The sequence below is a fragment of the Paenibacillus hunanensis genome, from assembly GCF_034055775.1.
Taxonomy (GTDB): domain Bacteria; phylum Bacillota; class Bacilli; order Paenibacillales; family Paenibacillaceae; genus Saccharibacillus; species Saccharibacillus hunanensis.
Genome location: NZ_CP139194.1, coordinates 280,056 through 305,747 on the forward strand (window position 1 = coordinate 280,056; position 25,692 = coordinate 305,747).

The following is a 25,692-nucleotide window of genomic DNA, read 5'->3' on the forward strand; positions in this document are numbered from 1 at the left end:
GCACGGAGCGTACGTTATGAAAGGAAGGGAGCGGGAAGCATATCGAGAAAAATCTGCTCGGCACATGTATCGTTATTTTTTTATTGATCTGTTTGTTCTCCTATTTCAAATTTGCCCGCTTTCCACGAGCAGAGGATGAGGAGAAGGACACACGCGATCCGCTGGGCGGTATGATGCGTCCATCCAGCTTGTTTGATCGGGTATCGATGACTGTATTGCTGTCGGTTGGGCTGCTCATTGTCGTTGCGGCAGCTTCCTTTGCAGCGTACGGATTTTTTTATCTTGCTTCGTTTATCGATCTAATCAAGTTTGATAGTCGCACGACAGCTATGATCTATTCGATCTGGACGAGTGCTGGATTATTCATGCTGGCGATCTATATTCAGCCGGCTACAGCAGAGCTGTTTTATCCGTTATTACGACGTCCGCTCGCCTTCTGGCATACGCAGGTCATAGCGATTGTGCGGAATACACTGCTGCTCTATACGCTGGCTGAGATTATTCACGGCGTCCATATTCCGGGCATGTTGGGCGCGCTGGGACTTGCTGCTATTTTTCAATTATTGCAATGTATTCGGTTTGATGAGGATGTTCAGTCGGGGCAACAGGATGACAAAGAGGATTAGCAGCACGAGTATATCGAAGGGGGCAGACGAGATGAACGAGCAGAGCAAGGGAAGACTGCACAGGCGAACTGGAGCAGCGATGATCCTATGGATCATGAGTGTGCTACTACTATGTAGTGCATGGCTATCTGCCAGTGCGAATGCAGCCGAAGGAGGTCAGGCGGTGACAGATCTGGGTTGTAAAACAAACGCGACGGCACGTAAGCATCTGGTTAACGTTGCGGTTGCTACCTTGTGGACAGAGCCGGGACTGGCGCGCAAGCTGGATGCTCCATCGCTAACAAGTCCGGTCGATATGAACGCATGGACGAAGGCGATGAACACCGCTGATAAGCGGCGCTGGTTAACTGGCAAAACGGAAACACAGGCGCTATACGGACAGGAGCTTCGCCTGCTACAGGTCAAGGGCGACTGGGCGTATGTGGCAGTAGTCGGTCAGTCCACACCGAAAAGCAGCTACGGTTATCCAGGCTGGATGCCCAAAGCACAGATGCTCACGGTGAATGATGCGTCCTCCTATTCGAACTGTTCCATCGCGGTCTTGTCGGACAAAACAACCACATTGTATGGAGAGGATCGCCGTACGGATCTGATGGAGCTGAGCTTTAATACACGATTACCGATCACCAAGCGCACCGATGGCTGGATCGGAGTGCATTTACCGGATGATCGTACAGGCTGGCTCAAGGAAAGCGCAGTGAAGATGATCGATCCGAGTAAGGAGCTGCCAGCGCCGACAGCAGCAGAGGTCATTGCGACAGGTAAACGATTCCTCGGCTTGCCTTATCTATGGGCAGGCGTATCGGCGTATGGATTCGACTGCTCTGGCTTCACATCAACGATCTATGGCTTCCATGGAATCAGTCTGCCACGCGATGCTTCCGCTCAGATCAAGGAGGGTAAGGCGGTCAGCTGGAATGAGCTGAAGCCGGGCGATCTGATGTTCTTTGCGCACAAGCAAGGCAAGGGCAGTGTGCACCATGTATCGATGTATATCGGTAATGGTCAGATGATGCATTCGCCCAAAGCAGGTAAGACGGTTGAGATCATTTCGATCAACACTCCAGCCTATAAAACAGAATTCGCTGGAGCAAGACGCTATATCCAGTAAGTCAATTAGATGAAATGCTGTCCATCATCCCCTATTTTCGCTGCTTCGGTCATACAGATGAAGAGTCATCAGGTACAGTCGAGGTAGCAGGATGGGGGATTTTTGCGTTGTAGTGGGAAATACGTGCAGACTACCGTGTATTCAACAGGGTTAGAGTGAGTAACGGACGCTTATATAGAATGATCAAGGAATGCTTGTATTGTAAGGCGATCGTAAGCGGTGTGTAGCCTATTCGCTGGACGATGACGGGGAGTCGATGATATCGAAATATCTAACCAATATGCTATATGTAACTAACTACCGCATGAACGATCATTCAGACATAAGTAAATTTCAGCTCATTAAACAAATACAAAAATATTAAGCAGTACATATATAGTTTACATATATATTTATAATTCGCATTTTTATAAATTTAATGCTTGAAAAAGGGTAGAATGTTCCTTTATGATAAGTCTAGCTTCATCAAATAAAGCTTACGTTACCGGATGAAATTATCCATAGTTCCTTTGAACAGTGTAGGTTAACGCATTTATGTAAGCGCTTAATAAAAAACTAGAAGAAGCAAGATTTTTGAACACCTGCATTAAAAGTGATCGTCTTTGCTCATCATTTGCCATATCTATACCCAACCCATTCCCTTAATTATGAAAGGAAGATTCGTATGACATCCCGTTTCCGTAAACAAGCTGCTAGTACTGCTATTGCAGCTACGCTAGTCATCCCGATGCTGCTACCTTCGACAACGATCCTTGCTGCTCCTGTAAGCAATCCATCGGTGAAAGTTGTCCAAGCTCCCTTGTTAGCACAGCCTGCGGCAGGTGAAGACGATACATTTACGGCTGCTGAAGCATCCGACGGAGCTATGACCAGTACAGAGCCATCCAGCCAAGCTACGCTGAGCACTGCTTCAAATACGGCTACTTCTAATCCATCCAGCGCGGCTAAGACAGCTACCGCTGCTCCTTTCTATCAGGAAGCTTCGGTTCACGATCCGTCCGTCATTAAGGTTGGCAATGAATTTTACATATTCGGTTCTCATCTTGCGTCTGCCAAATCATCTGATCTGATGAATTGGAGTATGATCTCTTCTGGTGTCGCAGATGGCAATCCGTTGATTCCTAATGTCACTACCGAATTAAAGGATGCACTGAGCTGGGCGCAAAGCGATACCCTGTGGGCCGCCGATGTGATTCAGCTGGCAGACGGTAAATTTTATATGTACTACAATGCCTGTAAGGGTGATTCACCGCGCTCCGCGATGGGCATTGCGGTGGCAGATCGTATCGAAGGGCCGTATCGCGATAAAGGCATTTTCCTCAAATCCGGGATGTGGGATCAGATTAGCGAGGACGGTACAATTTATGATGCGCGTATTCACCCGAATACGGTTGACCCGGATGTATTTTATGATAAGGACGGCAAGCTATGGATGGTCTATGGCTCGTATTCAGGTGGAATTTTCGTCATGCAGATGGACCCGGTAACAGGGAAGCCATTGCCTGATCAGGGCTATGGTAAAAAGCTGATCGGTGGCAACCATAGTCGGATTGAAGGCGCCTATATGCTCTACAGCCCACAGACGGATTATTATTACATGTTCCTCTCATTTGGCGGTCTGGATGCGAATGGTGGCTACAATCTGCGCGTCGTTCGCTCTAAAACACCGGATGGCCCCTTTTACGATGCAGCAGGCAACGATATGACCACTGTAAAAGCCGATCCGTCCAAGCCGCTGTTTGACGATGCTTCGATCGAGCCGTATGGAGTGAAGATTATCGGTAATTATCAGTTCCAGCGTCAAATCGGTGATCCAGGTACAGGCAGTGGAGTTGGAGCGGTATCGCCAGGACATAACTCCGCTTATTACGATGAGCAAACAGGACGCTATTTCCTCATCTTCCATTCCCGTTTCCCCGGACGCGGTGAGGAGCATGAAGTGCGTACACACGAGATGTTTATGAACGCCGATGGCTGGCTGACCGTAGCACCATACCGCTATGCAGGCGAGCAGAATCCGCAGGCCAAGGTTCGCGTCAGCGAGATTGCGGGCGATTACCAGTGGATTACACAGGATAAGCATATTAGCGCGGATATTCATCACGCCGTTTCGGCTACATTGAACGCAGATGGTACGATTACGGGCGATGTGAACGGTACGTGGCAGCTTCAAGGCAATAATACAGCACGACTAACAGTAGCTGGAACGCTATACACGGGTGTCTTTTTGCATGAAACGAATGCTGATTCCGGCAAAACCGTGCTGACCCTGACCGCGTTATCCAAGGCAGGAACTAGCGTGTGGGGGAGTCAGCTTGAAGTGCAGAAGGACAAGCAGCTCGTCTCAGCCGTGGACAAGGATCTGAGTCTGGGCAATACGGAAGGGATATTTTACGATCTGAATTTGCCAGTGAGCGGAACACGGGGTGTACAGATTAGCTGGCACTCTAATCAGCCTGAGATCATTTCCGATACGGGCAAAGTGACCCGTCCAGCAGCAGGCACAGGCAATGCTCGTGTTACACTGATCGCGACGATTACCAAAAACGGCGCCAAAAAGAACAAAAACTTCAAAGTGACCGTTCTTGAGCAGGCGCGTGGCCCATTGCTCGGTCAATATACATTCAACGAATCCAGTGGCAAGACGGTGGTTGATAGCACCTATAACCATTACGATGGTACGCTGATCGGTGGCGTAACTCGCGATGTGTATGGCCAATCTGGCGCAGGGATTACACTGGATGGTGCTGGAGGCTATGTGGCGCTGCCAGGAACCATTACGGATGCAGAGGATTATACCTTTGCCAGCTGGGTGAAATGGGATGGCGGCGCGGCATGGCAGCGAATTTTGGATTTTGGGGATGGCATGAATGCATTTATGTTCCTAACGCCTTCACAGGGAACCGGAATGCAGTTTACTATTCACCAGAACAATACGGATCAGAGCATTATTACGCCATCTCCATTGCCTACCGGACAGTGGGTGCATGTCGCCGTTACGCTGTCTGGTCATACAGGTAAGCTGTATATCAATGGCAAGCTAGCTGGAAGTAACGATGCAATGACCTTTAATCCGCATGATCTGATGACCCGCGAAGCTTATCTGGGCAAAAGCCGCTTTGCTGCCGATGCGTATTTTAAAGGAAGTCTGGATGAAGTGAGCATCTATAATCGAGCGCTGAGTGAGCAGGAGATTGGGGAGCTGGCGAAGTAAGCAGGGTGAAGCAGGTGATGGGGAGTTAACGTATTGAAGAGGTATATGTTCAAATGCGAACAAAGCGAAACCAACGCAGTGTACAAAAGCGTCTCTATATCTTGCAAAGGTATCTAAAAACATCTATACGTAGCAAAATGAATAATAGAGGCTAAATAAAACGGTATGCTGATCACAAAGAAAAAATAACAATAACAGACAAAAAAAGCAGGATGTTCTCGACACAGAACATCCTGCTTTTTCGTATCCAATGTATCATCTCTTCTGTTTAATACGCTCCGTGGAAATACGTTCTGTTACAATCTGCGTTTTGCTTATTGAATTAGAGTAATGCTCGGTCATTTCTTATCGTCTGGAACCGGGCTTAAATGCCGATAACGTCGCAAGCGATCTGCTGTCAGGCGATCCTGTGCCGCTTCGATCGGTTTGCGCATATTTTTATAAACTAATGCTCGATTGCGAAAATAAAGCTCGATTGTCGGAGCAAGCTCAATCGCACGATTATAATATATCAGTGCTCCCTCTAAATGACCCTGACGATACTGAGCCAATCCCATCATATTGTACGCTTCGGCATGGTCTGGATCAGTGTCCATGATATGCTGCAAAAAAGGCTTCATCTCTTCGTAGTGTTTTAATTCCCATAGTATAAGTGCCATTTTAATATAATGCTCGGAATCATCCGGGTCATTTTCGATAAGTTGCCTACAAACTTGTAATGCCCAGTTATGTTCGCCGCGTCCAAGATGATAGTCCATCATATTGTAATAGATTTGGGCGCGATCAGGCTCTAACTCTAGACAGCGATAATAATCCTGAACCGCTAGCTCCCATTTCCCCATCATTTGATAGGCAAAACCGCGGTTATGATAATATAAAGGCTTCTGATCGTTAAACTCGATCGCTTTATTGTAATCTTGAATGGCTTTCTCATAGTGCTTATCTTCCGAGTATAGATTGCCACGATTGTTATAGGGTGGACTCCAGGATGGGCGAAGCTCGATCGCTTTATGATAGTCAGGCATGGATTGTTCAAAGAGCTTCAATTGATCATAATAATATCCACGCTCATGATAATAGGCGGCACGGCTATCATTTAAAGCGATAGCTGAGCTACAGTCCTGAATCGCCAGCTCGTATTGCTCGCGTCTAGCATACAAAAGGGCTCTTTCGTAAAATATGTAGTCTTCTGGCTCAAGCTCAATCGTTGTATTCAAATCTGTCAGCGCAGCATCCTCGTTATCCATCATGATATGAACGCGTGCGCGTTGATAATAGGTGAGAGCATCATTTTCACGTAGACGAATAGCAGTATCAAAGCAGTACAAGGCTCTAGCTGTATCATTTAGAACTCTGCATACCATGCCCAGATTGTAATAATAAGAAAAGTCTTCCTCCCAATCTAGCTCCACTGCTTTTTCAAAATCAGCTCGTGCCCGTTCGAAGTCTGACATAGCATAATATGTAATTCCGCGATTGTAATAACTTCCTGGTGAGTGTTCTTTAAGATCAATCAGAATATTATACTGATTTATGGCTAGCTCATAGTTTTGCTGACGCTGATACAGAATTGCCAGTCGTGTGCGTAGTTGAAATACATAAGAGAATGTATCCGTTTGAAGTAGTAGTGTCTCGATATCATCTATAACTTCCTCCGAATCGGCAGACGCATGTAGACGTGCGATTTCAGATTGTAACCAATCCTCTGAATCCATTTGCTCACCTGCTTTCTCCATTCCAAGATACGAATATCATAAAGCATTCCCACCAGCTAGCAAATCCCCATTTAACGCTGCTGCTCCGCCTCCTAAAATTCCTTACCAAAATGGCATAATAGACAGTACTCATCTCCGGGATCAAATGGTATACTCAAGGTGCATTCCATCAATATGAAACTTTTACATAATAAACGTCGTACTTCTGGTATCGCTGTGTGACACAGTACAAATTATGAATGAAAGAGGTTATGATATGTCTAATTATCAGGATCCATCGTATCAACCGCAACAGCAAGGCGATCCGAATGATGTGCAAACGAACAAGGTCATGGCGATTCTGGCGTACATTTTGTTCTTCGTGCCGTTGCTGGCTGCGAGAAATTCACGCTTCGCGATGTACCATGCTAACCAGGGACTGATTTTATTCCTTGCCGCTTTGGCTGCTAATATCGTTGCAGCGATCATTCCGTTTGTCGGCTGGATTCTGTCACCGCTTGTGGCAATTGCTGTATTTGTATTCATGATTATCGGTATTATCAATGCTGCTAATGGCGTAATGAAGCCACTGCCATGGATTGGTAACTTCCAGCTGATCAAGTAAGTACACCCATCCAGAATACGCTACATAGAGAAAAGGCATACCGATTAGTACACCAATCAAAGGCAACCTTCCGCTACGGAAAGGTTGCCTTTTTGTATCTAAATATAGGAATGGGCTAGCATTACGCGTATGCGTTAGCTTACGTGATTACTGCCCTAACTGCTGAAACTGATTCAACAAGCCGTTAATCTGATCAATCGTCTGGAAGATTTGAGAGTTATTCAGGCTTTGGGCGGTGAGCTTGCCAGCCTGTGCTTGATCGATGAGCGAATTGACTTCGGTGCCGAGCGTAGCACTATAGCCGGACAGTTGCTGATGCAGCTCCTTGGCGAATGCGGGTGGCTCTAGCTGATTGAATGTATTGATCTGCTGCTGTGCATTTTGTAGCTGTTGCGTCAACTGCTCGCGTGCCTGTGGATCGGTTAGCGATTGCTGGGTGAGATCAGGCAGCTGCTGCGCCAGATTGGAGGTATCGTTAATATAGGCGGTTACGCTACTCACATAGTTAACGGACTGATTTACATTATCCAGTGCTGAGCAGCCGGATAATAGACTAACCAGCAGGACGAGTGTCAGAGCATGTATTTTCAAATGAAAGCACTCCTTTAAGAGGGGATATCGTATAGTACTCCCCGGGCTACGATATGGTTTCATTTGCAAATGCACCAGTCTTTTGTTTAAAGATGTCATCTCATTCTTTTATTACTTATAATGCAAAAATTATGAAATTAATTAAAACACGAGCCGATATGAATGGTAGGTAACTTGCAGGTCTGATAGCTAGATCCGATCAGATTACAGGTTGATTGCCTATTATTTTATATTATTATGGAGGCGTTTACTTAGATGGATATTACACAAGCCCTGATCGCGACAATGCCCTTTTTCCGTGAGGCCATTCGTCAGGATGTTACATTATCGATTATTGGCCCGGAAACCTTTTTGTACTTTTCCCCTGGTGAGTCGCTCAAGCAGCTTGATTTCAAGCCCGGTGATCCACTGAATCCAGAGGAACGCAATTTCTGCTCGCTTACCAACGGACGGGAGAAGAAGCTTGCTCACTATCCGAAAGAGCTATTTGGCGTTCCATTTGACGTGATGATGCTGCCCGTGAAGAATGAGCAGGGTGAAGTGGTTGCTCAATTCAATCTGCTTTATAGTATGGAGGATCAGTACCAGCTTCAGGAGTTGATGGAAAAGACGGAGCGTCTGACCCAGCTAATCGTAGACGGCGTGCAGCATGTGGCAGCCCATTCCGAGGAGCTTAGCTCGACGACCGAGGAAATTTTGAACAACTCCAGCCATGCGGTACAGAATTCCGGTAATGTAACAGCGGTCGCTACTTTTATCCGTGAAATCTCAGAGCAAACGAATCTGCTTGGGCTGAATGCTGCGATTGAAGCGGCACGTGTCGGTGAAGCGGGTGCAGGCTTCGGCGTTGTAGCGCAGGAGATTCGCAAGCTGTCCGTGGATACGAAGCAAGCGACAACCCAGATCGAGGATTCCTTGAAAACGGTGCAGGAATCGATCCGCCATATGCAGACAGAGATCGGTGAGATCGCGACCACCTCTCATGAGCAAGCCAAGCTGGTAAGTGAATTCATGGAAACGATCGAGCAATTGAACGATACGAGTCGCTCGCTCAAGCAATTTATCGAAAAGCTTATCTCGGTTCGTAATTGATTCGTTGCTGTAGATCGCTCAGGCTCTCCATATGAACTTTCTGAATCGAATCGGTCGTGCTGGTTTTGCTGTATCCGGGCAGACGATGATCCAAATAGACATACATAGCTAGACTGCTAGCAATCAGAAAGGATAATAAGCCGTAGATGACAATTTGTTTTGGTTTCATGATGATATCCCCACTTTTTCCAATCGTATGGTAGCCTGCTTCGGCAGGCTTTTTTTATTTGCATGATCTGTATCTAGTGATCTGTATGTGATGATCTATATACGTAATGTCCATTCGCGGACGTGTATGATGATGCTATGAAAAGAGCGAAATTGAATTATTCGACAGGCGGTGTATAGTATAATGGAAGACAGCCCACGGAGTGGGAGGTGCTTCGCCATTCGCACAACCTCTCTCCTTTACACTATAAAAGCTGGACGGCAAGCAAACAATGAAAGGAATCTGATGATTCTGTCATTGAGCTACACTATAGATCACGTTATGCTGACATACAGATTGAAATTACCGGAAAGTGAGCGATGAACATGCCGGACATCATCAAAATTATTGTCGATACCGCCGGCCTGGAGGGCCACGGTGCGTTTATTTATTTAGAAAATCAAAAGCCTATACTCGTAGGCAGACATACGGGTACAGGTCAGACCGACCTTCCGCTCTACAATCAGCTTGTATCCAAGCAGCATTGCCGCTTGAGTCGTGTCCATAATGATGTGTACGTGGAGGATCTGGGCAGTAAAAATGGTACCGAGCTGAACGGTCAGCGTCTGCATCCGAACCAGTCGTACCGCATCGGAGACGGCGATCAGCTCACACTGGTCAATGGGCTGGTGACCCTGCATCTGGAGCGCGGTAGCGATCTGGAGGAAACGAGAGAATATCGAGTGAGCGATCTGATGGAGAACGAGATTCGTCTGCACGATTATTTACAAAATATTCAGATCGGCAGTGACAGCATCACCTTATCGAAAAAGGAATATCAGCTATTCAAGCTGCTGTACAATTGTCTGGATCATTTTGTGACGCGTGAGCAGATTGTGCGTGAGGTATGGCCGGAGCGCTGTATGGATGATGCTGAGCTGGTTGGCGTGGATGAGGTCAATTCGCTCATCTATCGCACAAATAAAAAGCTTGGCGACCACTTTACGATACGTTCAGTTTACAAAAAAGGGGTATATATGAAGAAGCAGGATGATTCGGAGGAAGTCAGCACAGGAGCGCCATCCTGAGGAGAGGGAACGCCGCTGTATGCCCATCGATGGCAGACAGCGGCGCCTTTCGTTACAACTTCGCTCATCATCTGGACGAATGAGTTATAGGCGTCGGTCATCATAGATCGTACATATTTTACAGACAAGGGGGAGCACCATGTCGTTAATGTTTTCCTTTTTGAAGAAATACCGGGTGGCTGCGATTCTTGCCTTACTGATGATGCTGATCGAATTGACATTGGAGCTGATCCAGCCCTATCTGATCTCCAAGATCATCGATGATGGCATCAGTAAGCAGTATATGCCGTCTGTGCTGTTATGGGGCGGTATTTTGACAGCAGGCACGGTGATTGCTTTTATAGCGGGCATATTCAGTTCATTTTATGCGTCCTATGCGAGTCAGGGGCTTGGCTACGATCTGCGTGATGCGCTGTATCGGAAGGTGCAGTCGTTTTCGTACAGCTTGTTTGGACAATTTGCGACGTCCTCGCTAATTACACGGCTGACGAATGATGTGACGATTTTGCAGGATATGCTGTTTATGGGACTGCGCTTTATGCTACGTATGCCGTTGCTCGTTATCGGAAGTAGTGTGATGGCGCTAATTGTGAACGTGAAGCTTGGCTTACTGCTGGTCATTGGAGTACCGATTTTGCTGTTATTCGTGATGGCGATTATGAAGCGTGCGGCAAGGCTATTTGAACGGGTGCAGCGGCGATTGGATACGGTCAACAATGTGATGCAGGAAAATCTGACAGGGATGCGGCTTATTCGTGTGTTCGTGCGCAAGCAGCATGAACGCAAGCGATTTGAGCAGCATAGCAGTGAGCTAATGAACGATACGGTATCCGCGCTGCGCCTGACCGAGACGACGATGCCGTTTATTTTATTCATTATGAATGCGAGTATTATTGCGGTGCTCTGGTTTGGTCATCGCGATATTTTGACCGGCTCGGCTTCGGTCGGTGAAGTGGTAGCGATTATCAACTATTCGATGCGTACGATGGGTGCATTATCTGCCTTCTCGATGATCGTAGCGTCCTTCTCGCGTGCGCGTGCATCGGCAGGTCGGATGGATGAGGTGCTAACGGCGGAAGAGGCAGCGACTCACGTCATGTCTCCGCATGATCGAAGCGAACAAGCGCATAAAGTTATGGCACAGGCAGATGACAAAGCAACCGCACAACCGAATGGATTCAATGCACGATCAGATCAAGCAGCAGCATCTGATGTTGAAACCGCATTCAAGCATTCCGAGCAGCCAGCCGCAGTGAAAATGCAAAACGCTTCCGCCACGGTACAGTCTAGCGCTATCTATGGCGACACGATCAAGCAGGATCACGTGATGGCAGATGGCACTTATAGTCGTTCCCAGCAGAAGAAAAGGGATCTGATCGTATTGCCCGGGCAGGCAGGTTATGCAGCCGAGGTGGAGCTAGAGGGCGTTCATTTCCGTTATCCCGATACCGAGCACCCGATTCTGACGGACATTTCCTTTGTCGCGCGTGCAGGTCGTATGACGGCGGTGATGGGTGCTACTGGCTCAGGAAAGTCCTCGCTTATGCAGCTTATGCTACGTCTGTATAATCCGAATGCAGGGACGCTTCGGATCGATGGGCAGGATATTGCTTCTATTCCAGAGCATGAGCTACGTAGCCATATCGGCTATGTTCCACAGGAGATCGTGCTGTTCACAGGCACGATTCGTGAAAATATCGCCTGGGGCAATGAGCATGCCACAATGGAGGAAATTCAAGAGGCTGCACGTATCGCTCAGATTCACGATACGATTGTAAGCCTGCCAGCTGGCTATGAGACACGGCTTGGACAACGCGGTGTCAATCTGTCTGGTGGACAAAAGCAACGGCTCTCCATCGCACGTGCGCTCGTACGTAAGCCATCACTGCTACTGCTCGATGACAGCACGAGTGCACTTGATGTACGGACTGAAGCGAAGCTGTTAGAGGAGCTTGGGCAGCTATCCTGTACGACAGTACTGATCACACAGAAGATCAGCTCCACGATTCGTGCGGATAAAGTATTACTGCTACAGGATGGTCGCTTGATCGCAGAGGGTGGTCATGAGCAGCTATTGCAAGCATCGGAGCTGTATCGACGTATCTATGCATCCCAATTTGGAGAGGAGGAGCTACAGCATGTGGAAGGCATTCATTGATCCGTTTCGAGTAGCTCGTCCATCTGCGCCGCGTGCGAACGAAGCGTCGTCTGCTAAAACGAGAACACAGCAGGATAATCGTAAACGCGCGAAAAATTGGCGCGGTACACTGGCACGTATCTGGATATACCTTGCAGAACGGCGGCTCAAGCTATTTCTGGTGCTGTTCATGGTGCTGCTGACGTCGGGTCTGACGCTGCTGGGCCCGTACCTGATCGGGATTGCGATTGATGATTTTCTAGCGCGAGACAGTGGGATGCTGTGGATCTGGTTTCTGGTCGCACTGGGTGCCGTTTATATTTTGAACTCGATTACCTCATGGCTACAAAACGTATGGATGATCGAGATTGCACAGGAAACGGTATACCGGATGCGCTCCGATCTGTTTGCACATTTGCACCGACTGCCGATTCCTTTTTTCGGTAAGCGTCAGCAGGGAGAGCTCATGAGTCGGGTGACGAATGATATCGAGAACGTGAGCAGCACGCTCAATAGCTCGGCGATTCAGATTTTCTCCAGTGTGCTCACGCTGATCGGTACGCTCGTCGTGATGCTATGGCTCAGCCCATTGCTGACACTGCTCACCTTTATCGTCGTTCCGCTGATGGCGCTGGGGATGCGCTGGATTACGAAGCGTACAGGCCCGCTCTTTCGCGAGCGCCAGCGTAATCTCGGCGAGCTGAACGGCTATATCGAAGAGACATTATCAGGCGAAAAGATTATTAAAGCATTTGGACGCGAACAGCAGGTAATTGATGACTTTGCCCAGCGTAATGATCGGATTCGCTTTTCAGGCTTCTGGGCGCAGACGATTTCGGGCTTTATTCCGAAGCTGATGAATGGACTGAACAATCTGAGCTTTGCGCTGATTGCTCTAGTTGGTGGTATGCTGGCGATTCGGGGTGCGATCACGGTCGGTGTGATCGTGATCTTTGTGGAATATGCACGGCAGTTTACACGTCCACTGAATGATCTGGCGAACCAGTGGAATACGCTATTGTCGGCGATTGCAGGGGCAGAGCGGGTGTTTGAGATTATGGACGAGGACGTAGAGGAAGCGGATGAGCAGGGCGCGACCGAGGTCAAGCAGTTGTCCGGTGCGGTCAAGTTCAAGGATGTCTCTTTTGCATACGACACTGAGCGCAGTGGGGATACGCTACAGCATATTTCATTTTCGGCAGCACCGGGCGAGATGATTGCGCTGATCGGCCCTACGGGTGCTGGAAAGACGACGCTCATTCAGCTCATTTCGCGCTTTTACGATGCGGATCAGGGACAGATTACGGTAGATGGCAAAGATATTCGTACCCTGCGCCGCTCCAGTCTACGACAGCATATGGCCTTTGTATTGCAGGATTCCTTCTTGTTCGAAGGAACGGTGTTGGACAATATCCGCTACGGACGGCTGGATGCAACGGATGAGCAGGTGCGTGAGGCGGCGCAGCTGGCGAATGCCGATACGTTCATCCGTCAGCTGCCCCATGGGTACGAGCAGGTACTCAGTCGGGATGGAGGCGGCATTAGTCAGGGGCAACGACAGCTGCTCACGATTGCACGGGCGATGCTGGCTGATCCAGCGATTCTCGTATTGGATGAGGCGACGAGCAGTATTGATACGGTTACTGAGATTCGTATTCAGGAGGGCTTACAGCGGCTGATGAAGGGGCGTACCAGCTTTGTGATCGCGCATCGACTGAACACGATTCGCTCTGCCGATCAGATTCTCGTGCTGCGTGACGGGCAGATTGTTGAGCGAGGGAATCATGATGAGTTACTGGAGCAGGGAGGCTTTTATAGCGAGCTCTTCCATAGCCAGCTGCAAATATCATCCTGAGCAGGATGCAAACGATAAAATAAAAAAGACCTTTTCCATCACATATGGAAAAGGTCTTTTATGTATACATATGGTGCTTATAGGCAGAAACTCTGTTGCTTATAGAGCTGTGAGTAGATCTCGATTCATCTAATGAGCATCTGGTCTATTCAGCGATACAGCAGCGATGCCAGATTACCCCTGCGGATAAGGTGGCTGTGGCGGATAAGGCTGATGCGGTGCACCTTGTGGTGGTTGACCGCCATAGTTACCACGCTGAGCTTGCGGATTGTTACGAATCCATTCCAATTGCTGCATGATCTCACTCTCAATCTGAGCGTTCAATCCACGTACCATGCCCGGGATCAGGAACAGATCCACGATAACCCAGACGAATAACGGTGCGCCGGCAACAAAAAATAGGATTAGACCGATAACGGTTCCTATGCCAACCTCACCTTCTCCAAAACCAGATGTCGTGACCATCACGATGTAGCCAAGAGCAGCGATCAGGAATAATACTAGCTGTACAATCGCTGTAGCCGTCCGTTTCAAATAAAAGCGATGAACACCAAGGTGTCCACCAATCAGCATCAGATAAGCAAGTCCAAGTGACTTCTCACGTGGACGCATTTCGGAATTGAGTAGCATCAGCTCCTGTGGAGAGAGCTCGTAACGTGTCAGCATCCGAATTAGTAGTTATAGTCCGAGGAGATTGGCTTTTGAACGAGAATCTGATCAATAATATTGCTTTCCACATAAGCATTACGCTCTTTCACCCAGGTATGTACGAGGAACGCATCCACGACCCACCAAACCGCAGTGACGATCATGCCGACCATCGTCAGCGACAAAATCAGTTGAGTAACAGCTGTGCCGATTTTACCCATGTAAAAACGATGTGCGCCAAAAATACCGAGGAAATACCACAGTACATAAGCAACTACCATGTTTTTGCCGTATGTTTTGACTTCCGATTCCAGCAGCATCAGCTCGCGTGCGTCAAGCTGGCTTTTACGCTGGAGATTGTAATTCATTCCCATTTCTATACCCCTCAATTTCTAAAAGTAGTATGGAGTGCCAATGATATGGCTTCCAATGTAATGCCATTTTAACAAGAATAGGCGTTAGAATCTACCATGTTATACGGGTTGTCGCCTAATTCGTTACATTTTTTAGATCAATGATAGAATAGGTCAAATGTAAAAAGCCTGCTCTCTTTTGGAGAACAGGCTTTTGCAGGTTATGTTAACGAAGCAGACTGCCTATAGATCGACCGTAAATGTTTTCACAAAGGAAGGACGTGGGAAAATAGACGGCTGCTGTACATCGATGCCTTCTTCTGTATTCCGCTTGCGGTGCGCATGGCTGTACGCTTGCGATTCCTGCCATGCTTTGAAGTCCGATTCGCCTTCCCACAGCGTCATGATCACATACGTATCATCATCGAGTGGACGCAGCACACGAATGCCAACAAAGCCCGGCTCCTCCTCTACCTTGCGCGCGCGATTCATAAAGCGCTGTTCAAAGGCAGAGCGACCCTCTGCAGTTACCGGAATATTATTCAATACCGCAAACTGACCACCAACACGACCGCCGCTGTCCAGCACCTCATAGCTGAACGTATGCTGGGAACGAATATCAACAGGCAAAATCTCATCAATCTCCATCACATAACGAACATCCCCGTCATGGCGCATGGAGATCACCTCTGGTAAATGAGCAGCTTCTGGAAATTGATCATGGATATTATGGGAGCTGATATACATGTACATGAAATATTCCTCCAATAGGTTCAATACAATTCTGATAAAAACCTGATATTTGTACATTAAAATAAATTCCACAGTTTATCAACCAACGCATAGAAGCTGTTATGTACATAACCAGTACGGTCTGTGACTACGCAAAAATCGTTTTATTTTATCCCTTATTTGCAATTCGCAAGCACGTTCACCGGACTGCTGGTCTACTGCATCGTCCATACGGAATGGATCAAGCCGAACCGATTCCATCTGTTTAAAATACATTTATTCGAAAAGAGGTCATGGATATGAAGCCACTTTTTCAGCCAGTCGGACAGTATATGGTACGCCTTCCTCTCAGCCCTGTCTCCGATGAGACAGCGCCTATGAATATGGAAGAAGTGGAGGAGCAATTGGAGCAATGGTGCCGGGACCCGTTATTTCGTGAACAGGTGTTGATCGCGAGTCGCACCCTGTATGACACGATGAATGTCTATATCGATCAGCCGGAGAAGCTAAGCGGGAAAAAGAAGCGTAATTTTGTTCAGGCGATGCTGAAGTATGCGGGGCGGCGTGCTCATCGTACGACTCCATTTGGTCTGTTTACAGCCGTAGGGGTAGGGCAATTTGAAGAGCATCATCAATGGACATACGACCGTCTGCATATTCGCAAAACGGCGCGAGTCGATCTGGAATGGTTATTTTTGCTGATCAAGCGTGTGGAGCAGGAACATAGTGTCCAGCTTCATTTCAAGCTGAATCCAGCCTGTTATATCAAGGGAGATCGTGCGTATTTGCTGTATAGCATCGATGGGAAGTCCGAGGATGTACAGATTCGTGCTACACCTGCCTTTCAAATTTTGTATGAGCATAGTCGTATAGCGGCTTCATTCCCGGCACTGGTGCAGACGTTACTACATTATTATCCAGATACACCGGCAGAGCGTATCCAGCACTATGTACAGGAGATGGTCAATCAAGAGTTTCTGATCTCCAATCTGCGTCCTCCGCTGAATGCTAGCGATCAGTTCGCCTTTGTCATCGAGCAATTGGAAAGATGCTATCTCGATCCCCAATTGATCGCACAGCTCAAGCAGATTCAGCGCATGATCGGTGATTATAATGCCACCGAGCCGGGAGCTGGAGAGACTGCCTACCTGCAACTGGTTGAAGCGATGCAGCATATTCAATCGTCCTCCTCACCGCTACAGATTGATACGGGCATGGATCAGGGGGAGGGGATGGATTCAGGATTACGTCTGGGTGAGGATATCGCCGGGCAGATGGCACATCTTGCCTCCACGTTATCTGCTATAGCCATCCCACTGGAGCAGCGACAGGGCTACTGGGAGCAGTATAAAAATAAGTTTATTGAAAAATACGGTGTGGATCGTGAAGTCCCATTGCTGGAAATGCTGGATACCGCGACTGGGATTGGAGCGCCTTACTCGTATACCCATCCAGCCAATGATTATTTTGAACAGGTTCAGCCGGGCGAATATGTGACGCCTGCCTTCAAAAGTCTGCTACTACTCCATTACATGGAAGCTGTGCAGAAGGGCACGCCGATCGAGTGGACGCGACAGCATTTTGAACCTCACTTCCATGCCGAATCGAATGCTAGCGAAATTCCGGTATCGCTGGAATTGAACTTCTTGCTGCGCATGAGAGAAGGGCAACCGCTGCTATATCTTGGGCCGAATATCGGTTCCCGGCAGGCGGGCAAAACATTTGGACGATTCGCTCATCTGTCATCAGGGATGCATACCGTATTAGACCATATTCATCATGAAGAGCATCGAGTACGTGGACAGCAGGCAGAGCAGATGTGTGAGCTTAGCTTCATCCCACACCAGATTCGTTCTGGTAATGTGACGCGTAATGCGAGCGGTCGTGCCAGGGAAATGGCGCTATTTACGAATAGCTCGCGCGATGCAGCGGATCAGGTGAGCATCGAGGATATCGGCATCGGTATACATGGTAATCACTTTTATGCACGCCATCGCCGGAGTGGGGAATTGCTCGTATTTGGTGCCAACAATATGCTGAATCCGCTGATGACGGCGAATGCGATTCGATTTCTACAGGAAATGGAGGAGCATCGTCGTCGGAACTGGAGCTATTTTCCTTGGACGGATGTGTACAAGGTATTTAAATATGTACCGGAAATTCGTTATGAAGGCATCGTGCTATCCGGTGAACAGTGGCAGATCAACCTGAATGATCTATACGATCACGACAAGCCGGATGAGTCTGAATTTGCCGAGCGATTCCAGGCATTCCGTCTGCGTTATCGTTTACCATCCAGCTTCTATATTGCGAATTCGGATCATCGACTGATCGTGGACACAGCGGATGAGCGCTCTATGCGCATGCTGTTCGCAGAGCTTCGCAAGTCTGGTCATCAGAATATTCAGCTGGTCGCTCTGGAAGAGGGCGAGCCTGCGGTTCATGATACAGAAGGGCGCGGATATGTGGCAGAAGTAGTTGTACCGCTGGTACGCATCGCTGAAGAGGAGCCGCAGATCATTCAGCCTAAGCTGTGCAGCATGGAGCTGGAGCAGCAGCGCTTGAAGATGCCAATGGATGATTGGCTGTATATCAAGCTATATGGCAAGCAAGCGCGAGAGGAAGAGCTGATTGCGTTTGAGCTACTGGATTTCTGTCGTGAGCTATCGGCTCATTTACCGGTTCAGCATTTCTTCATGCGTTATATGGACCCAAAGCCACATATTCGACTTCGCTTCAATGCGGATCCTGAGACGCTCATGACGATGCTACCCGATGTGCTGGAATGGCTGAAAGGGCTGAAGCAGCAAGGGCTAATTGCCGATTATCTGATCGCTTCGTATGATCGTGAATTGGAGCGTTATGGCGGTGTGGCGGCTATTCAAGCGGCAGAGCGACTGTTTAGTGCAGATAGCTTTGTCGTGGAATCGATTTTGCGTGGACGGCGATTACAGCAGCTGACGATGGAAACCGATACGATTGCGATGGTGTCGATCATCCGTCTGTTACAGCAGCTTCATCTGAATCCTCAGCAGCAGCTGGATATTTTAAGTCGTCAAGGGATAGCCAATAACGAATATCGTCAGGAGTTCAAGCAGCAGGAAGCCTACTATACCGAGCTTTGTGATCCTTCGAATCAGTGGCAGCAGCTTATTGCTGAGGATGGTGGCAAGGAGCTGCTCGATCTGCTTGCGCTTCGGGATGCACATGCTCACGAGTATGCGACCTATTTGCATCAGGAGCTGCCACTCACTGCACATCCAGCAGATATGATCGGTAGCGTGCTCCATCTGCACTGTAACCGTCTGCTCGGCACTGATCGTGAAAAGGAACGCCGCGCGCTGGCATTGACCGCTCATACGCTGCATGCCCTGCATAGCCGCAGCCGGGAAGGAAGTCTGTCATGGAAGTAAAAGAAACCTTTCGACTGCGTGATCTATTGTTCACGCTGCGTCAGCTTCCCCGTACGCTCCAGCTTGTATTTCGCCTGGAGGGCAGACTGTTTACCGTGATTGCTGTACTGAGCTTGATTACCGGGCTGGCGCCAATCGCCACGCTGTATATTTCGCAGGAGCTGATCAACTCACTGGTGCACATTCAGGCAGGAATCCAGCCGATTCTATGGCTGTTCGGCACCTATATCGTCGTCACCCTGCTGTCGGAATTGATCTCACAAACGATGGATTATTACAATACGCGCTTTCAGTTCAGTATGAATTACAAATTGAATTATATGATCATGGAGAAAAGCGGACGGCTGGCGTTGGAGGACTTTGAAAATCCAGAAGTATACGACCGACTGGAGCGCATCACGCGCGAGATTTCGTACAAGCCCTTTCAGATTTTTCAGTCCTTTATCGCTATGGCAACGGCAGCGGTGACGCTCGTATCCGCGATTATCTTCCTGATGACGTGGAACTGGTTTATCGCTGTATTGCTGTTGCTGGTGCCAATCTTATCGCTCTTTTATTTTCTACGGATCGGGCAGCAGGAGTTTTTCATACAGTGGAAGCGAACAGGGGAAGAGCGTAGAGCCTGGTATCTGAATTACATTTTGACGCATGATTTCTCATTCAAGGAAGTGAAGCTGTACGGTCTGAAGGGCTACATTCTGGAGCATTATCTGCGTATTAAACGCAAATTCCTGCAACAGGATACGACGGTGCTGCGGCGCAAGACGGCATTTAATTTTATCTATGAGATTATTGTGCAGATTGTCGGGGCGGCTGTGATTTTACTGGCGATTCTATCGGCTTATGCAGGTCGGATTATGGTCGGTAATGTGCTAAGCTGCATTCGCTCTGTCGGCATGGTACAGAGCAACTCGCAGGCGATCATTAATCAGATCTATGCGATTTATAACAGCAATCTGTATATGAACCAGCTCTTCGAATTTCTGGAATATCGGGAGGAAGTGATTCCTGAGCATCTACAAGCAGGCGATTACACCGAGACGATTCGTGAGATCGATATTGAGCATGTGAGCTTTGCCTATCCGGGCAGTGAGCAGCGTAGTCTGGAAAATATCAGTCTTACATTTCGCGCAGGTGAACGAGTGGCGATCGTAGGGCCGAACGGTTCAGGCAAAAGTACATTGATCAAGCTATTGTCCGGTCTGTACCGCATGCAGCACGGAAGTATTCGGATTAATGGTCAATCGATGGAGCAGATTCATCCAGCCGACTATAGCAACCAGCTCGCGGTCTTATTTCAGGATTATATGAAATATGAGATGACGCTTCAGGAGAATATCGGCTTCGGTCAGGTGGAGCGGATGCAGGATACCGAACGAATGAAGGCGACGCTGGAGCGCATGCAGGCACATTTTGTCCGAGAGCAGGGCGACTACAATCTGGATATGCAGCTTGGACTCTGGTTTGACGAGGGACGTCAGCTGTCCGGTGGACAATGGCAAAAGATCGCTCTTGCCCGTACTTATTTCCGCGACGCCTCGGTGTACATTCTGGATGAGCCGAGCGCGGCGCTGGATCCAATTGCGGAAAAGGAAACATTTGATACCTTTTTCCGATTATCCCGGCAAAAGATCGGTATCTTTATCTCGCATCGACTGGTAGCGGCTCAGCAAGCTAATCGGATTATTGTGATGGATCAAGGGCGGATCGTTGGCGAGGGTGTGCATGAGCAGTTACTGCGCGATTGTCCGGTATATCGACAAATGTATGAATCGGAAAATTACGAGATTGATATGGGAGGCGAAGCCGAATGGAAGCAAGTGCAATAACCGCAACTGGTCTGCCCATCGTTGACCGGATCAAGCAGATCGCGCTCAATATGCAGGATTATGATCGCCTGCTGGATGTGGTTACGCATCCACATAACGATTTGCAGCTAGGTGATGAGCGTATTAGTCCATGGAGCGTGTCTTCATTAAGTCATGGCATTCCGGGCATCTGTATGCTGTACGCGGAGCTGCATGCTCACTTCCCAGACGAGGGCTGGGATCAGAGAGGGCATCATTATCTGTCCATTCTGGTGCAGCATATCGCCAGCGAAGGTATCCATAGCCCATCGCTCTTTTCAGGAGCTGCCGGAATTGGTCTGGCTACCGTATGTTTATCGCAAAATGGACAGCTATATGGCAAGTTTATTCAGCGGATTCATGATTACCTGCTCGTTCACGTTCCAGTCCTACTGGACCATGCTAGAGCAGGTACTGTGCGTAGCGGAGATTACGATGTGATCGAAGGACTAAGTGGGATTGCGGCTTACTTGCTACTATTCCAGCAGGAGCCGCAGATTCAGTCATTGCTAGAGCAGGTCGTGGATTATTTGATTGAGCTGGCCCAACCGATTCAGGTAGATGGTCTCTCTGTGCCCGGCTGGCATATTCCAGCCGCGAATCAATTCAGTGAAAGTGAGAAGGAGCAGTATCCCGAAGGTAATTTCAATCTAGGCTTATCGCATGGTATTCCGGGCCCTCTACTCATACTATGCAAGGCATGGCAGCAAGGGATTCGTCGTCCGAACCAGCTGGAGGCGATTCAGGAGATGGCAGCGTTCGTGATCCAATTTGCCAGTAAAGATGCGCAGGGGTATCTGTTCTGGAAGGGCTGCATCGGTATGGATGAATTCCAACAGGGCAAAGCACATGAACAGACAGAATTTCGACGTGACGCGTGGTGCTATGGCAGCCCCGGCGTGTGCGTAGCACTCTGGCATGCAGGCGCAGTGCTGGCAAGAGACGACTGGAAGCAGCTCGCACTGGATACGTTTCAGCATACGCTGGAGGATATCCATCATATCTATTCACCTACCTTTTGCCACGGCTTTGCCGGTCTTGCTCAGATCGCCAGTCAGTTCCAGCTTTGGAGTGGCTCGCCATCGCTCCAGACCCATATCGATCGGTTGAAAGCAACGATCATGGAGCAGGATGATCCACAGTATGCGTTTGGATTTTCCAATCTGGAGCATTTTGAGCAAAGAGGCATGACCGCGGTACAGTACACGGGTCTGCTGGATGGCACAACGGGTACAGCTCTGACCTTATTGCATCTGGAATTAGGACAACGTACACTGTGGCAGCAGGCATTTATGCTAGCGTGAAAGAGAGGAACAACATTCATTTTACCGATTTGGAAAAAAATATAATTTACCGCCAGATTCTGATAAAATCCTGATATTTGCCGTATACAATGAACTCATCCCAAAGAAAAGGAGTTGAGCACAATGGCAAAATTCGATGATTTCGATCTGGATCTGGTGAAAAACCCGCAGCAATCTTCACTGCAAGTAGAGCCGCAATGGAAAAGTAAAAGCTTCTGTACACCAGGTTGTGTAACTGGCGTACTGCAAACATGCTTTATCCAAACTGCGACTTGCAACTGTCATATCAGTAAGTAATCAAACGGGTCGTATACATACGTATACTATAAACTCAGGGAACGACCTGTGTATGGAATGATTGCAAGCGGGGGACGAGGGCTACCTTTCGGGGGAAGCGGCGTACTCCGCTTTTTTTATATCTTTTGGGATTAATAATAAATCAGGGAGGCGAAGAGATGAGTTCAGCTAAATTCATATCCTCAGTCGTGTGTATCGTGCTCGTTTTCGTAGCCACGGGATGTCAGAGTCTGGATCAATTCAAGAAAAAGGTGATCACCGAAACGGAGAAAACAGCCAGCTATACGGTGGACCCCGATGTAGAGCCTGTGACGATGGAGCAGTTAATTGATAGCGGTCGGTTAGACTGCTTTGTATTTAATGGCGATGTATACCAGATGCAGAATGAGGTGAAATCGGATCAAGTCGGACGTGCGATTGGATCGGTCGGTGAAATGTACTTTGTGGATCAAAACGGTAAGCGATGGAGCAAGCAGGAGCTGAAGCAGCCTTATGTATATTCGAATCCAAAAGACGTTCGCGAAAAAAAATCATTGAAGTATGGAGTCGTCTATCAGCCCAAGCAGGCGGCATCAGACTCCAAAAATGAATCGGTTATCATTCGTTTCAATGATCAATACATGCTAGCTACCAAATCTAAAGGATAGAGGATGAATCATATGAGTGAATATATATTGGAAACACAACAACTCTGCAAAACCTTCGGACGCGAAACGGCTGTTGCTGATGTGAGTCTACAGGTTCGGCGCAATAGCGTCTACGGTCTGCTTGGACCGAATGGCGCGGGCAAATCGACTACGCTCAAAATGCTCACAGGATTGCTATCGCCCACTTCGGGTAACATCTTATTCGATAATCATATATGGAGCCGCCGCGATCTAAGCCATATCGGCGCATTGATCGAAGCGCCACCACTGTATGCCAATCTGACGGCACGCGAGAATCTCAAGGTGCACAGCATTTTGCTCGGGCTGGATGATCGCCGCATTAGCGAGGTGCTGGATATGGTCGCTCTCACTCATACCGGGCGCAAACGAGCAGGGCAATTTTCGATGGGGATGAAGCAGCGGCTTGGCATCGCCATCGCTCTCCTGAACCATCCGCAGCTATTAATTCTAGATGAACCGACCAATGGTCTTGATCCGCTCGGCATTCAAGAACTGCGCGAATTGATTCGTTCTTTTCCACAAATGGGCATGACGGTCATCTTATCGAGCCATATTTTATCCGAGGTCGAGTTGATTGCTGACCATATCGGTATCATTAATAACGGTAAGCTTGGATATCAGGGCGAGATTCATCCGGATGATGATCTGGAGCAGCTGTTTATGAATGTAGTGCAAGCAGATCGTATGAAGGAGGGAGTGACACGATGATTCGCTATCTACGTGCAGAGCATCTCAAATTCAAAAAGTCCTTTTCACGTAAAATGCTGCTGGTCGTGCCTGTACTGGTGCTGCTATTTTCCTTTTTCATGAATCCGATGTATACGGTGACCAATACGTTTAACTGGTGGTCGATTTTCTTTATGCCGCTGGTCATTGCGCTATTAAGCGGCTTATCTCACCAGAAAGAAGAGCGTTCGATCGGCTATAATCGCATCTTTTCGCTACCGGTCTCGTTGTCCAAGGTCTGGTATGCCAAAGTGATCGTGATTGCAGGCTATACGCTGGGCATGCTGATCTTTTTTGAATTGATCCTGTTGTTATTTCAAATCGTTATGCCGATCGGAGGACAATGGTCGAATACACTGCTCGCGGTAGGGCTACTCTGGCTCGGAACGCTATGGCAAATTCCATTTTGTCTATGGCTGGCACGCAAATGGGGACTGGTCACGGCATTGCTCGTGAATGCGGTAGGTGGAATTGGATTAGGCACGTATCTTGCGCCATTGCCGATATGGTGGATCAATCCATGGAGCTGGGCGATTCGGATGATGTGTCCGACGATTGGCGTACATCCGAATGGTGTGCCGCTTGCACCTGGAGATACGTTGTGGAATCCAGCTGTCATTTCAATCGGCGCGCCATTAGCACTTGTGCTATTTGTACTCGTGATGCTCGGGACAGGATCGGCATTCGCAGGGGTGGCACGCTCATCCCGTATGCAAACGGAGGTGAATTAAGATGATCGCAGTCTGGCGTTGTCTTCATGCGGATGGGTACAAAATGAAACGGACGCCTTTTGTCTGGATGCATGTGGGCTTGCCGCTGATCTGGACGGTTGTCTATCTGCTCTATATTCAAGGTAGGCCGTATGCGCTGGTCAATGTGTATACGGGCTATATGGAGGCGCTGGGTGCGATGATGCCGCTATTGTCCGGCATCATTTGCGGTATGGTTGCTGCGCAGGAGGCACAGGCAGGTCATTTTCAAAATGTATTGACCCGTACACGTACGAAAGAAACGGGCTATGTCAGCAAGCTACTACTCGTCTGGGGCTGTGGCAGTCTGGCGATTATTTTATCCGTTTTGCTGCTTGGCATTGGCATCACGCTGGTATTGCCAGTAGAGCATGTTCCGTATGGCGCATTTCTGCTGGGAGCAGTTTATTTGCTACTCAGTAGTGTTATACTGTACGTAATCCAGTTATGGGTAAGTTTTACATTCGGTATCGGAGCGTCGATTTTGTTGGGCGGTTCGGGTACGTTGATTGCGGCGATTATGATCACCGGTCTGGGCGATCATATCTGGCACTATATCCCGTGGGCATGGGGGGTACGGATGACCGACAGTATTGCACTGCTGCATATGGGCACATTGACCGGCACGGTACAGTCGTATCTGGAGCAGGATATGGCTATGGGATGGCTATGGGTCATTACGGCTAGCCTGATTACGCTACTAGGTAGTCTATTGTGGTTCCGTCACTGGGAAGGAAGCCGAGCGTACGAATAAGCCGAACTGGAGACCAATTA

Annotated in this window: 22 protein-coding genes; 16 read left to right on the plus strand and 6 right to left on the minus strand. The window is 48.4% G+C overall.

The genetic code is table 11. From position 1 onward, the window contains the following. Positions 1–92: 92 nt before the first annotated feature. From SK066_RS01140 to SK066_RS01150, 3 genes are all read left to right on the plus strand, one after another. Positions 93–626 (plus strand): hypothetical protein, encoded by a 534-nt coding sequence (locus tag SK066_RS01140; RefSeq protein ID WP_320543310.1) that lies wholly within the window; start codon positions 93–95, stop codon positions 624–626. Positions 627–657: 31 nt separating this feature from the next. Further along, positions 658–1,737 (plus strand): C40 family peptidase, encoded by a 1,080-nt coding sequence (locus tag SK066_RS01145; RefSeq protein ID WP_320543311.1) that lies wholly within the window; start codon positions 658–660, stop codon positions 1,735–1,737. 865 nt (positions 1,738–2,602) lie between these two features. Further along, complete coding sequence (locus SK066_RS01150; RefSeq protein ID WP_407673805.1) at positions 2,603–4,951, plus strand: arabinan endo-1,5-alpha-L-arabinosidase AbnB; 2,349 nt, start codon at positions 2,603–2,605, stop codon at positions 4,949–4,951. 338 nt (positions 4,952–5,289) lie between these two features. On the opposite strand, the gene SK066_RS01155 is transcribed toward SK066_RS01150, so the two are convergent. Beyond that, positions 5,290–6,666 (minus strand): tetratricopeptide repeat protein, encoded by a 1,377-nt coding sequence (locus SK066_RS01155; RefSeq protein ID WP_320543313.1) that lies wholly within the window; start codon positions 6,664–6,666, stop codon positions 5,290–5,292. Positions 6,667–6,922: 256 nt separating this feature from the next. On the opposite strand from SK066_RS01155, the gene SK066_RS01160 reads away from it, so the two are divergent. Continuing rightward, positions 6,923–7,270: a DUF4870 domain-containing protein gene (locus tag SK066_RS01160; protein WP_188774492.1), complete on the plus strand. Its 348-nt coding sequence runs from the start codon at positions 6,923–6,925 to the stop codon at positions 7,268–7,270. 147 nt (positions 7,271–7,417) lie between these two features. Here SK066_RS01160 and SK066_RS01165 read toward each other — a convergent pair whose 3' ends face one another. Further along, positions 7,418–7,861: a DUF6376 family protein gene (locus SK066_RS01165; protein WP_320543314.1), complete on the minus strand. Its 444-nt coding sequence runs from the start codon at positions 7,859–7,861 to the stop codon at positions 7,418–7,420. 255 nt (positions 7,862–8,116) lie between these two features. On the opposite strand from SK066_RS01165, the gene SK066_RS01170 reads away from it, so the two are divergent. Then, the gene (locus SK066_RS01170) at positions 8,117–8,953 is read left to right on the plus strand and encodes a methyl-accepting chemotaxis protein (RefSeq protein ID WP_188774490.1); all 837 of its coding nucleotides are present in this window, start codon (positions 8,117–8,119) and stop codon (positions 8,951–8,953) included. Here the strand turns inward: SK066_RS01170 and SK066_RS01175 are convergent. Next, a complete protein-coding gene (locus SK066_RS01175; RefSeq protein WP_188774489.1) occupies positions 8,934–9,122 on the minus strand; it encodes a hypothetical protein in 189 nt (62 codons plus the stop codon). The genes SK066_RS01170 and SK066_RS01175 overlap by 20 nt on opposite strands. A 359-nt stretch (positions 9,123–9,481) precedes the next feature. Here SK066_RS01175 and SK066_RS01180 point away from each other — a divergent pair, with 359 nt between their 5' ends. The 3 genes from SK066_RS01180 to SK066_RS01190 all read left to right on the plus strand — a co-directional run bounded on the left by SK066_RS01180 (position 9,482) and on the right by SK066_RS01190 (position 14,181). Then, positions 9,482–10,189, plus strand: coding sequence for an FHA domain-containing protein (locus SK066_RS01180; RefSeq protein ID WP_229685631.1), 708 nt, complete (start codon positions 9,482–9,484; stop codon positions 10,187–10,189). Positions 10,190–10,328: 139 nt separating this feature from the next. Beyond that, positions 10,329–12,347 (plus strand): ABC transporter ATP-binding protein, encoded by a 2,019-nt coding sequence (locus SK066_RS01185; RefSeq protein WP_320543315.1) that lies wholly within the window; start codon positions 10,329–10,331, stop codon positions 12,345–12,347. After that, positions 12,328–14,181 (plus strand): ABC transporter ATP-binding protein, encoded by a 1,854-nt coding sequence (locus tag SK066_RS01190; RefSeq protein WP_320543316.1) that lies wholly within the window; start codon positions 12,328–12,330, stop codon positions 14,179–14,181. The genes SK066_RS01185 and SK066_RS01190 overlap by 20 nt, the downstream gene beginning before the upstream one ends. Positions 14,182–14,355: 174 nt before the next feature. On the opposite strand, the gene SK066_RS01195 is transcribed toward SK066_RS01190, so the two are convergent. The 3 genes from SK066_RS01195 to SK066_RS01205 all read right to left on the minus strand — a co-directional run bounded on the left by SK066_RS01195 (position 14,356) and on the right by SK066_RS01205 (position 15,935). Further along, entirely contained in the window at positions 14,356–14,811 is a 456-nt protein-coding gene (locus SK066_RS01195) for a TM2 domain-containing protein (protein ID WP_320543317.1), read from the minus strand. A 41-nt stretch (positions 14,812–14,852) separates the two neighbouring features. Next, complete coding sequence (locus SK066_RS01200) at positions 14,853–15,203, minus strand: TM2 domain-containing protein (RefSeq protein WP_373289091.1); 351 nt, start codon at positions 15,201–15,203, stop codon at positions 14,853–14,855. Positions 15,204–15,425: 222 nt separating this feature from the next. Beyond that, complete coding sequence (locus SK066_RS01205; protein ID WP_320543318.1) at positions 15,426–15,935, minus strand: antibiotic biosynthesis monooxygenase family protein; 510 nt, start codon at positions 15,933–15,935, stop codon at positions 15,426–15,428. A gap of 278 nt (positions 15,936–16,213) precedes the next feature. Between SK066_RS01205 and SK066_RS01210 the strand changes: the two genes are divergently transcribed. From SK066_RS01210 to SK066_RS01245, 8 genes are all read left to right on the plus strand, one after another. After that, positions 16,214–19,327 (plus strand): lantibiotic dehydratase, encoded by a 3,114-nt coding sequence (locus SK066_RS01210; RefSeq protein ID WP_320543319.1) that lies wholly within the window; start codon positions 16,214–16,216, stop codon positions 19,325–19,327. Further along, positions 19,318–21,156: an ABC transporter ATP-binding protein gene (locus SK066_RS01215; protein ID WP_320543320.1), complete on the plus strand. Its 1,839-nt coding sequence runs from the start codon at positions 19,318–19,320 to the stop codon at positions 21,154–21,156. The genes SK066_RS01210 and SK066_RS01215 overlap by 10 nt, the downstream gene beginning before the upstream one ends. Further along, positions 21,138–22,478, plus strand: coding sequence for a lanthionine synthetase C family protein (locus SK066_RS01220; protein ID WP_320543321.1), 1,341 nt, complete (start codon positions 21,138–21,140; stop codon positions 22,476–22,478). Before SK066_RS01215 ends, SK066_RS01220 begins: the two co-directional genes overlap by 19 nt. A gap of 123 nt (positions 22,479–22,601) precedes the next feature. Further along, on the plus strand, positions 22,602–22,775 hold the full coding sequence (locus SK066_RS01225; RefSeq protein ID WP_188774481.1) for a gallidermin/nisin family lantibiotic: 174 nt from the start codon (positions 22,602–22,604) through the stop codon (positions 22,773–22,775). Between the two features lie 158 nt (positions 22,776–22,933). Beyond that, entirely contained in the window at positions 22,934–23,422 is a 489-nt protein-coding gene (locus SK066_RS01230) for a NisI/SpaI family lantibiotic immunity lipoprotein (protein ID WP_250344345.1), read from the plus strand. A 12-nt stretch (positions 23,423–23,434) separates the two neighbouring features. Then, positions 23,435–24,151 (plus strand): lantibiotic protection ABC transporter ATP-binding protein, encoded by a 717-nt coding sequence (locus SK066_RS01235; RefSeq protein WP_320543322.1) that lies wholly within the window; start codon positions 23,435–23,437, stop codon positions 24,149–24,151. Further along, complete coding sequence (locus tag SK066_RS01240; RefSeq protein WP_320543323.1) at positions 24,148–24,900, plus strand: lantibiotic immunity ABC transporter MutE/EpiE family permease subunit; 753 nt, start codon at positions 24,148–24,150, stop codon at positions 24,898–24,900. Before SK066_RS01235 ends, SK066_RS01240 begins: the two co-directional genes overlap by 4 nt. Position 24,901: 1 nt before the next feature. Beyond that, positions 24,902–25,672 (plus strand): lantibiotic immunity ABC transporter MutG family permease subunit, encoded by a 771-nt coding sequence (locus SK066_RS01245; RefSeq protein WP_320543324.1) that lies wholly within the window; start codon positions 24,902–24,904, stop codon positions 25,670–25,672. Positions 25,673–25,692 lie beyond the last annotated feature (20 nt).

What these genes read in the sequence shown, in the direction of transcription:
- SK066_RS01145 (WP_320543311.1), top strand. Translation starts at nt 658, where the DNA reads ATGAACGAGCAGAGCAAGGGAAGACTGCACAGGCGAACTGGAGCAGCG.
- SK066_RS01150 (WP_407673805.1), top strand. Translation starts at nt 2,603, where the DNA reads ATGACCAGTACAGAGCCATCCAGCCAAGCTACGCTGAGCACTGCTTCA.
- SK066_RS01155 (WP_320543313.1), bottom strand. Translation starts at nt 6,666, where the DNA reads ATGGATTCAGAGGATTGGTTACAATCTGAAATCGCACGTCTACATGCG.
- SK066_RS01160 (WP_188774492.1), top strand. Translation starts at nt 6,923, where the DNA reads ATGTCTAATTATCAGGATCCATCGTATCAACCGCAACAGCAAGGCGAT.
- SK066_RS01170 (WP_188774490.1), top strand. Translation starts at nt 8,117, where the DNA reads ATGGATATTACACAAGCCCTGATCGCGACAATGCCCTTTTTCCGTGAG.
- SK066_RS01175 (WP_188774489.1), bottom strand. Translation starts at nt 9,122, where the DNA reads ATGAAACCAAAACAAATTGTCATCTACGGCTTATTATCCTTTCTGATT.
- SK066_RS01180 (WP_229685631.1), top strand. Translation starts at nt 9,482, where the DNA reads ATGAACATGCCGGACATCATCAAAATTATTGTCGATACCGCCGGCCTG.
- SK066_RS01185 (WP_320543315.1), top strand. Translation starts at nt 10,329, where the DNA reads ATGTCGTTAATGTTTTCCTTTTTGAAGAAATACCGGGTGGCTGCGATT.
- SK066_RS01190 (WP_320543316.1), top strand. Translation starts at nt 12,328, where the DNA reads ATGTGGAAGGCATTCATTGATCCGTTTCGAGTAGCTCGTCCATCTGCG.
- SK066_RS01195 (WP_320543317.1), bottom strand. Translation starts at nt 14,811, where the DNA reads ATGCTACTCAATTCCGAAATGCGTCCACGTGAGAAGTCACTTGGACTT.
- SK066_RS01200 (WP_373289091.1), bottom strand. Translation starts at nt 15,203, where the DNA reads ATGGGAATGAATTACAATCTCCAGCGTAAAAGCCAGCTTGACGCACGC.
- SK066_RS01205 (WP_320543318.1), bottom strand. Translation starts at nt 15,935, where the DNA reads ATGTACATGTATATCAGCTCCCATAATATCCATGATCAATTTCCAGAA.
- SK066_RS01210 (WP_320543319.1), top strand. Translation starts at nt 16,214, where the DNA reads ATGAAGCCACTTTTTCAGCCAGTCGGACAGTATATGGTACGCCTTCCT.
- SK066_RS01215 (WP_320543320.1), top strand. Translation starts at nt 19,318, where the DNA reads ATGGAAGTAAAAGAAACCTTTCGACTGCGTGATCTATTGTTCACGCTG.
- SK066_RS01220 (WP_320543321.1), top strand. Translation starts at nt 21,138, where the DNA reads ATGGAAGCAAGTGCAATAACCGCAACTGGTCTGCCCATCGTTGACCGG.
- SK066_RS01225 (WP_188774481.1), top strand. Translation starts at nt 22,602, where the DNA reads ATGGCAAAATTCGATGATTTCGATCTGGATCTGGTGAAAAACCCGCAG.
- SK066_RS01230 (WP_250344345.1), top strand. Translation starts at nt 22,934, where the DNA reads ATGAGTTCAGCTAAATTCATATCCTCAGTCGTGTGTATCGTGCTCGTT.
- SK066_RS01235 (WP_320543322.1), top strand. Translation starts at nt 23,435, where the DNA reads ATGAGTGAATATATATTGGAAACACAACAACTCTGCAAAACCTTCGGA.
- SK066_RS01240 (WP_320543323.1), top strand. Translation starts at nt 24,148, where the DNA reads ATGATTCGCTATCTACGTGCAGAGCATCTCAAATTCAAAAAGTCCTTT.
- SK066_RS01245 (WP_320543324.1), top strand. Translation starts at nt 24,902, where the DNA reads ATGATCGCAGTCTGGCGTTGTCTTCATGCGGATGGGTACAAAATGAAA.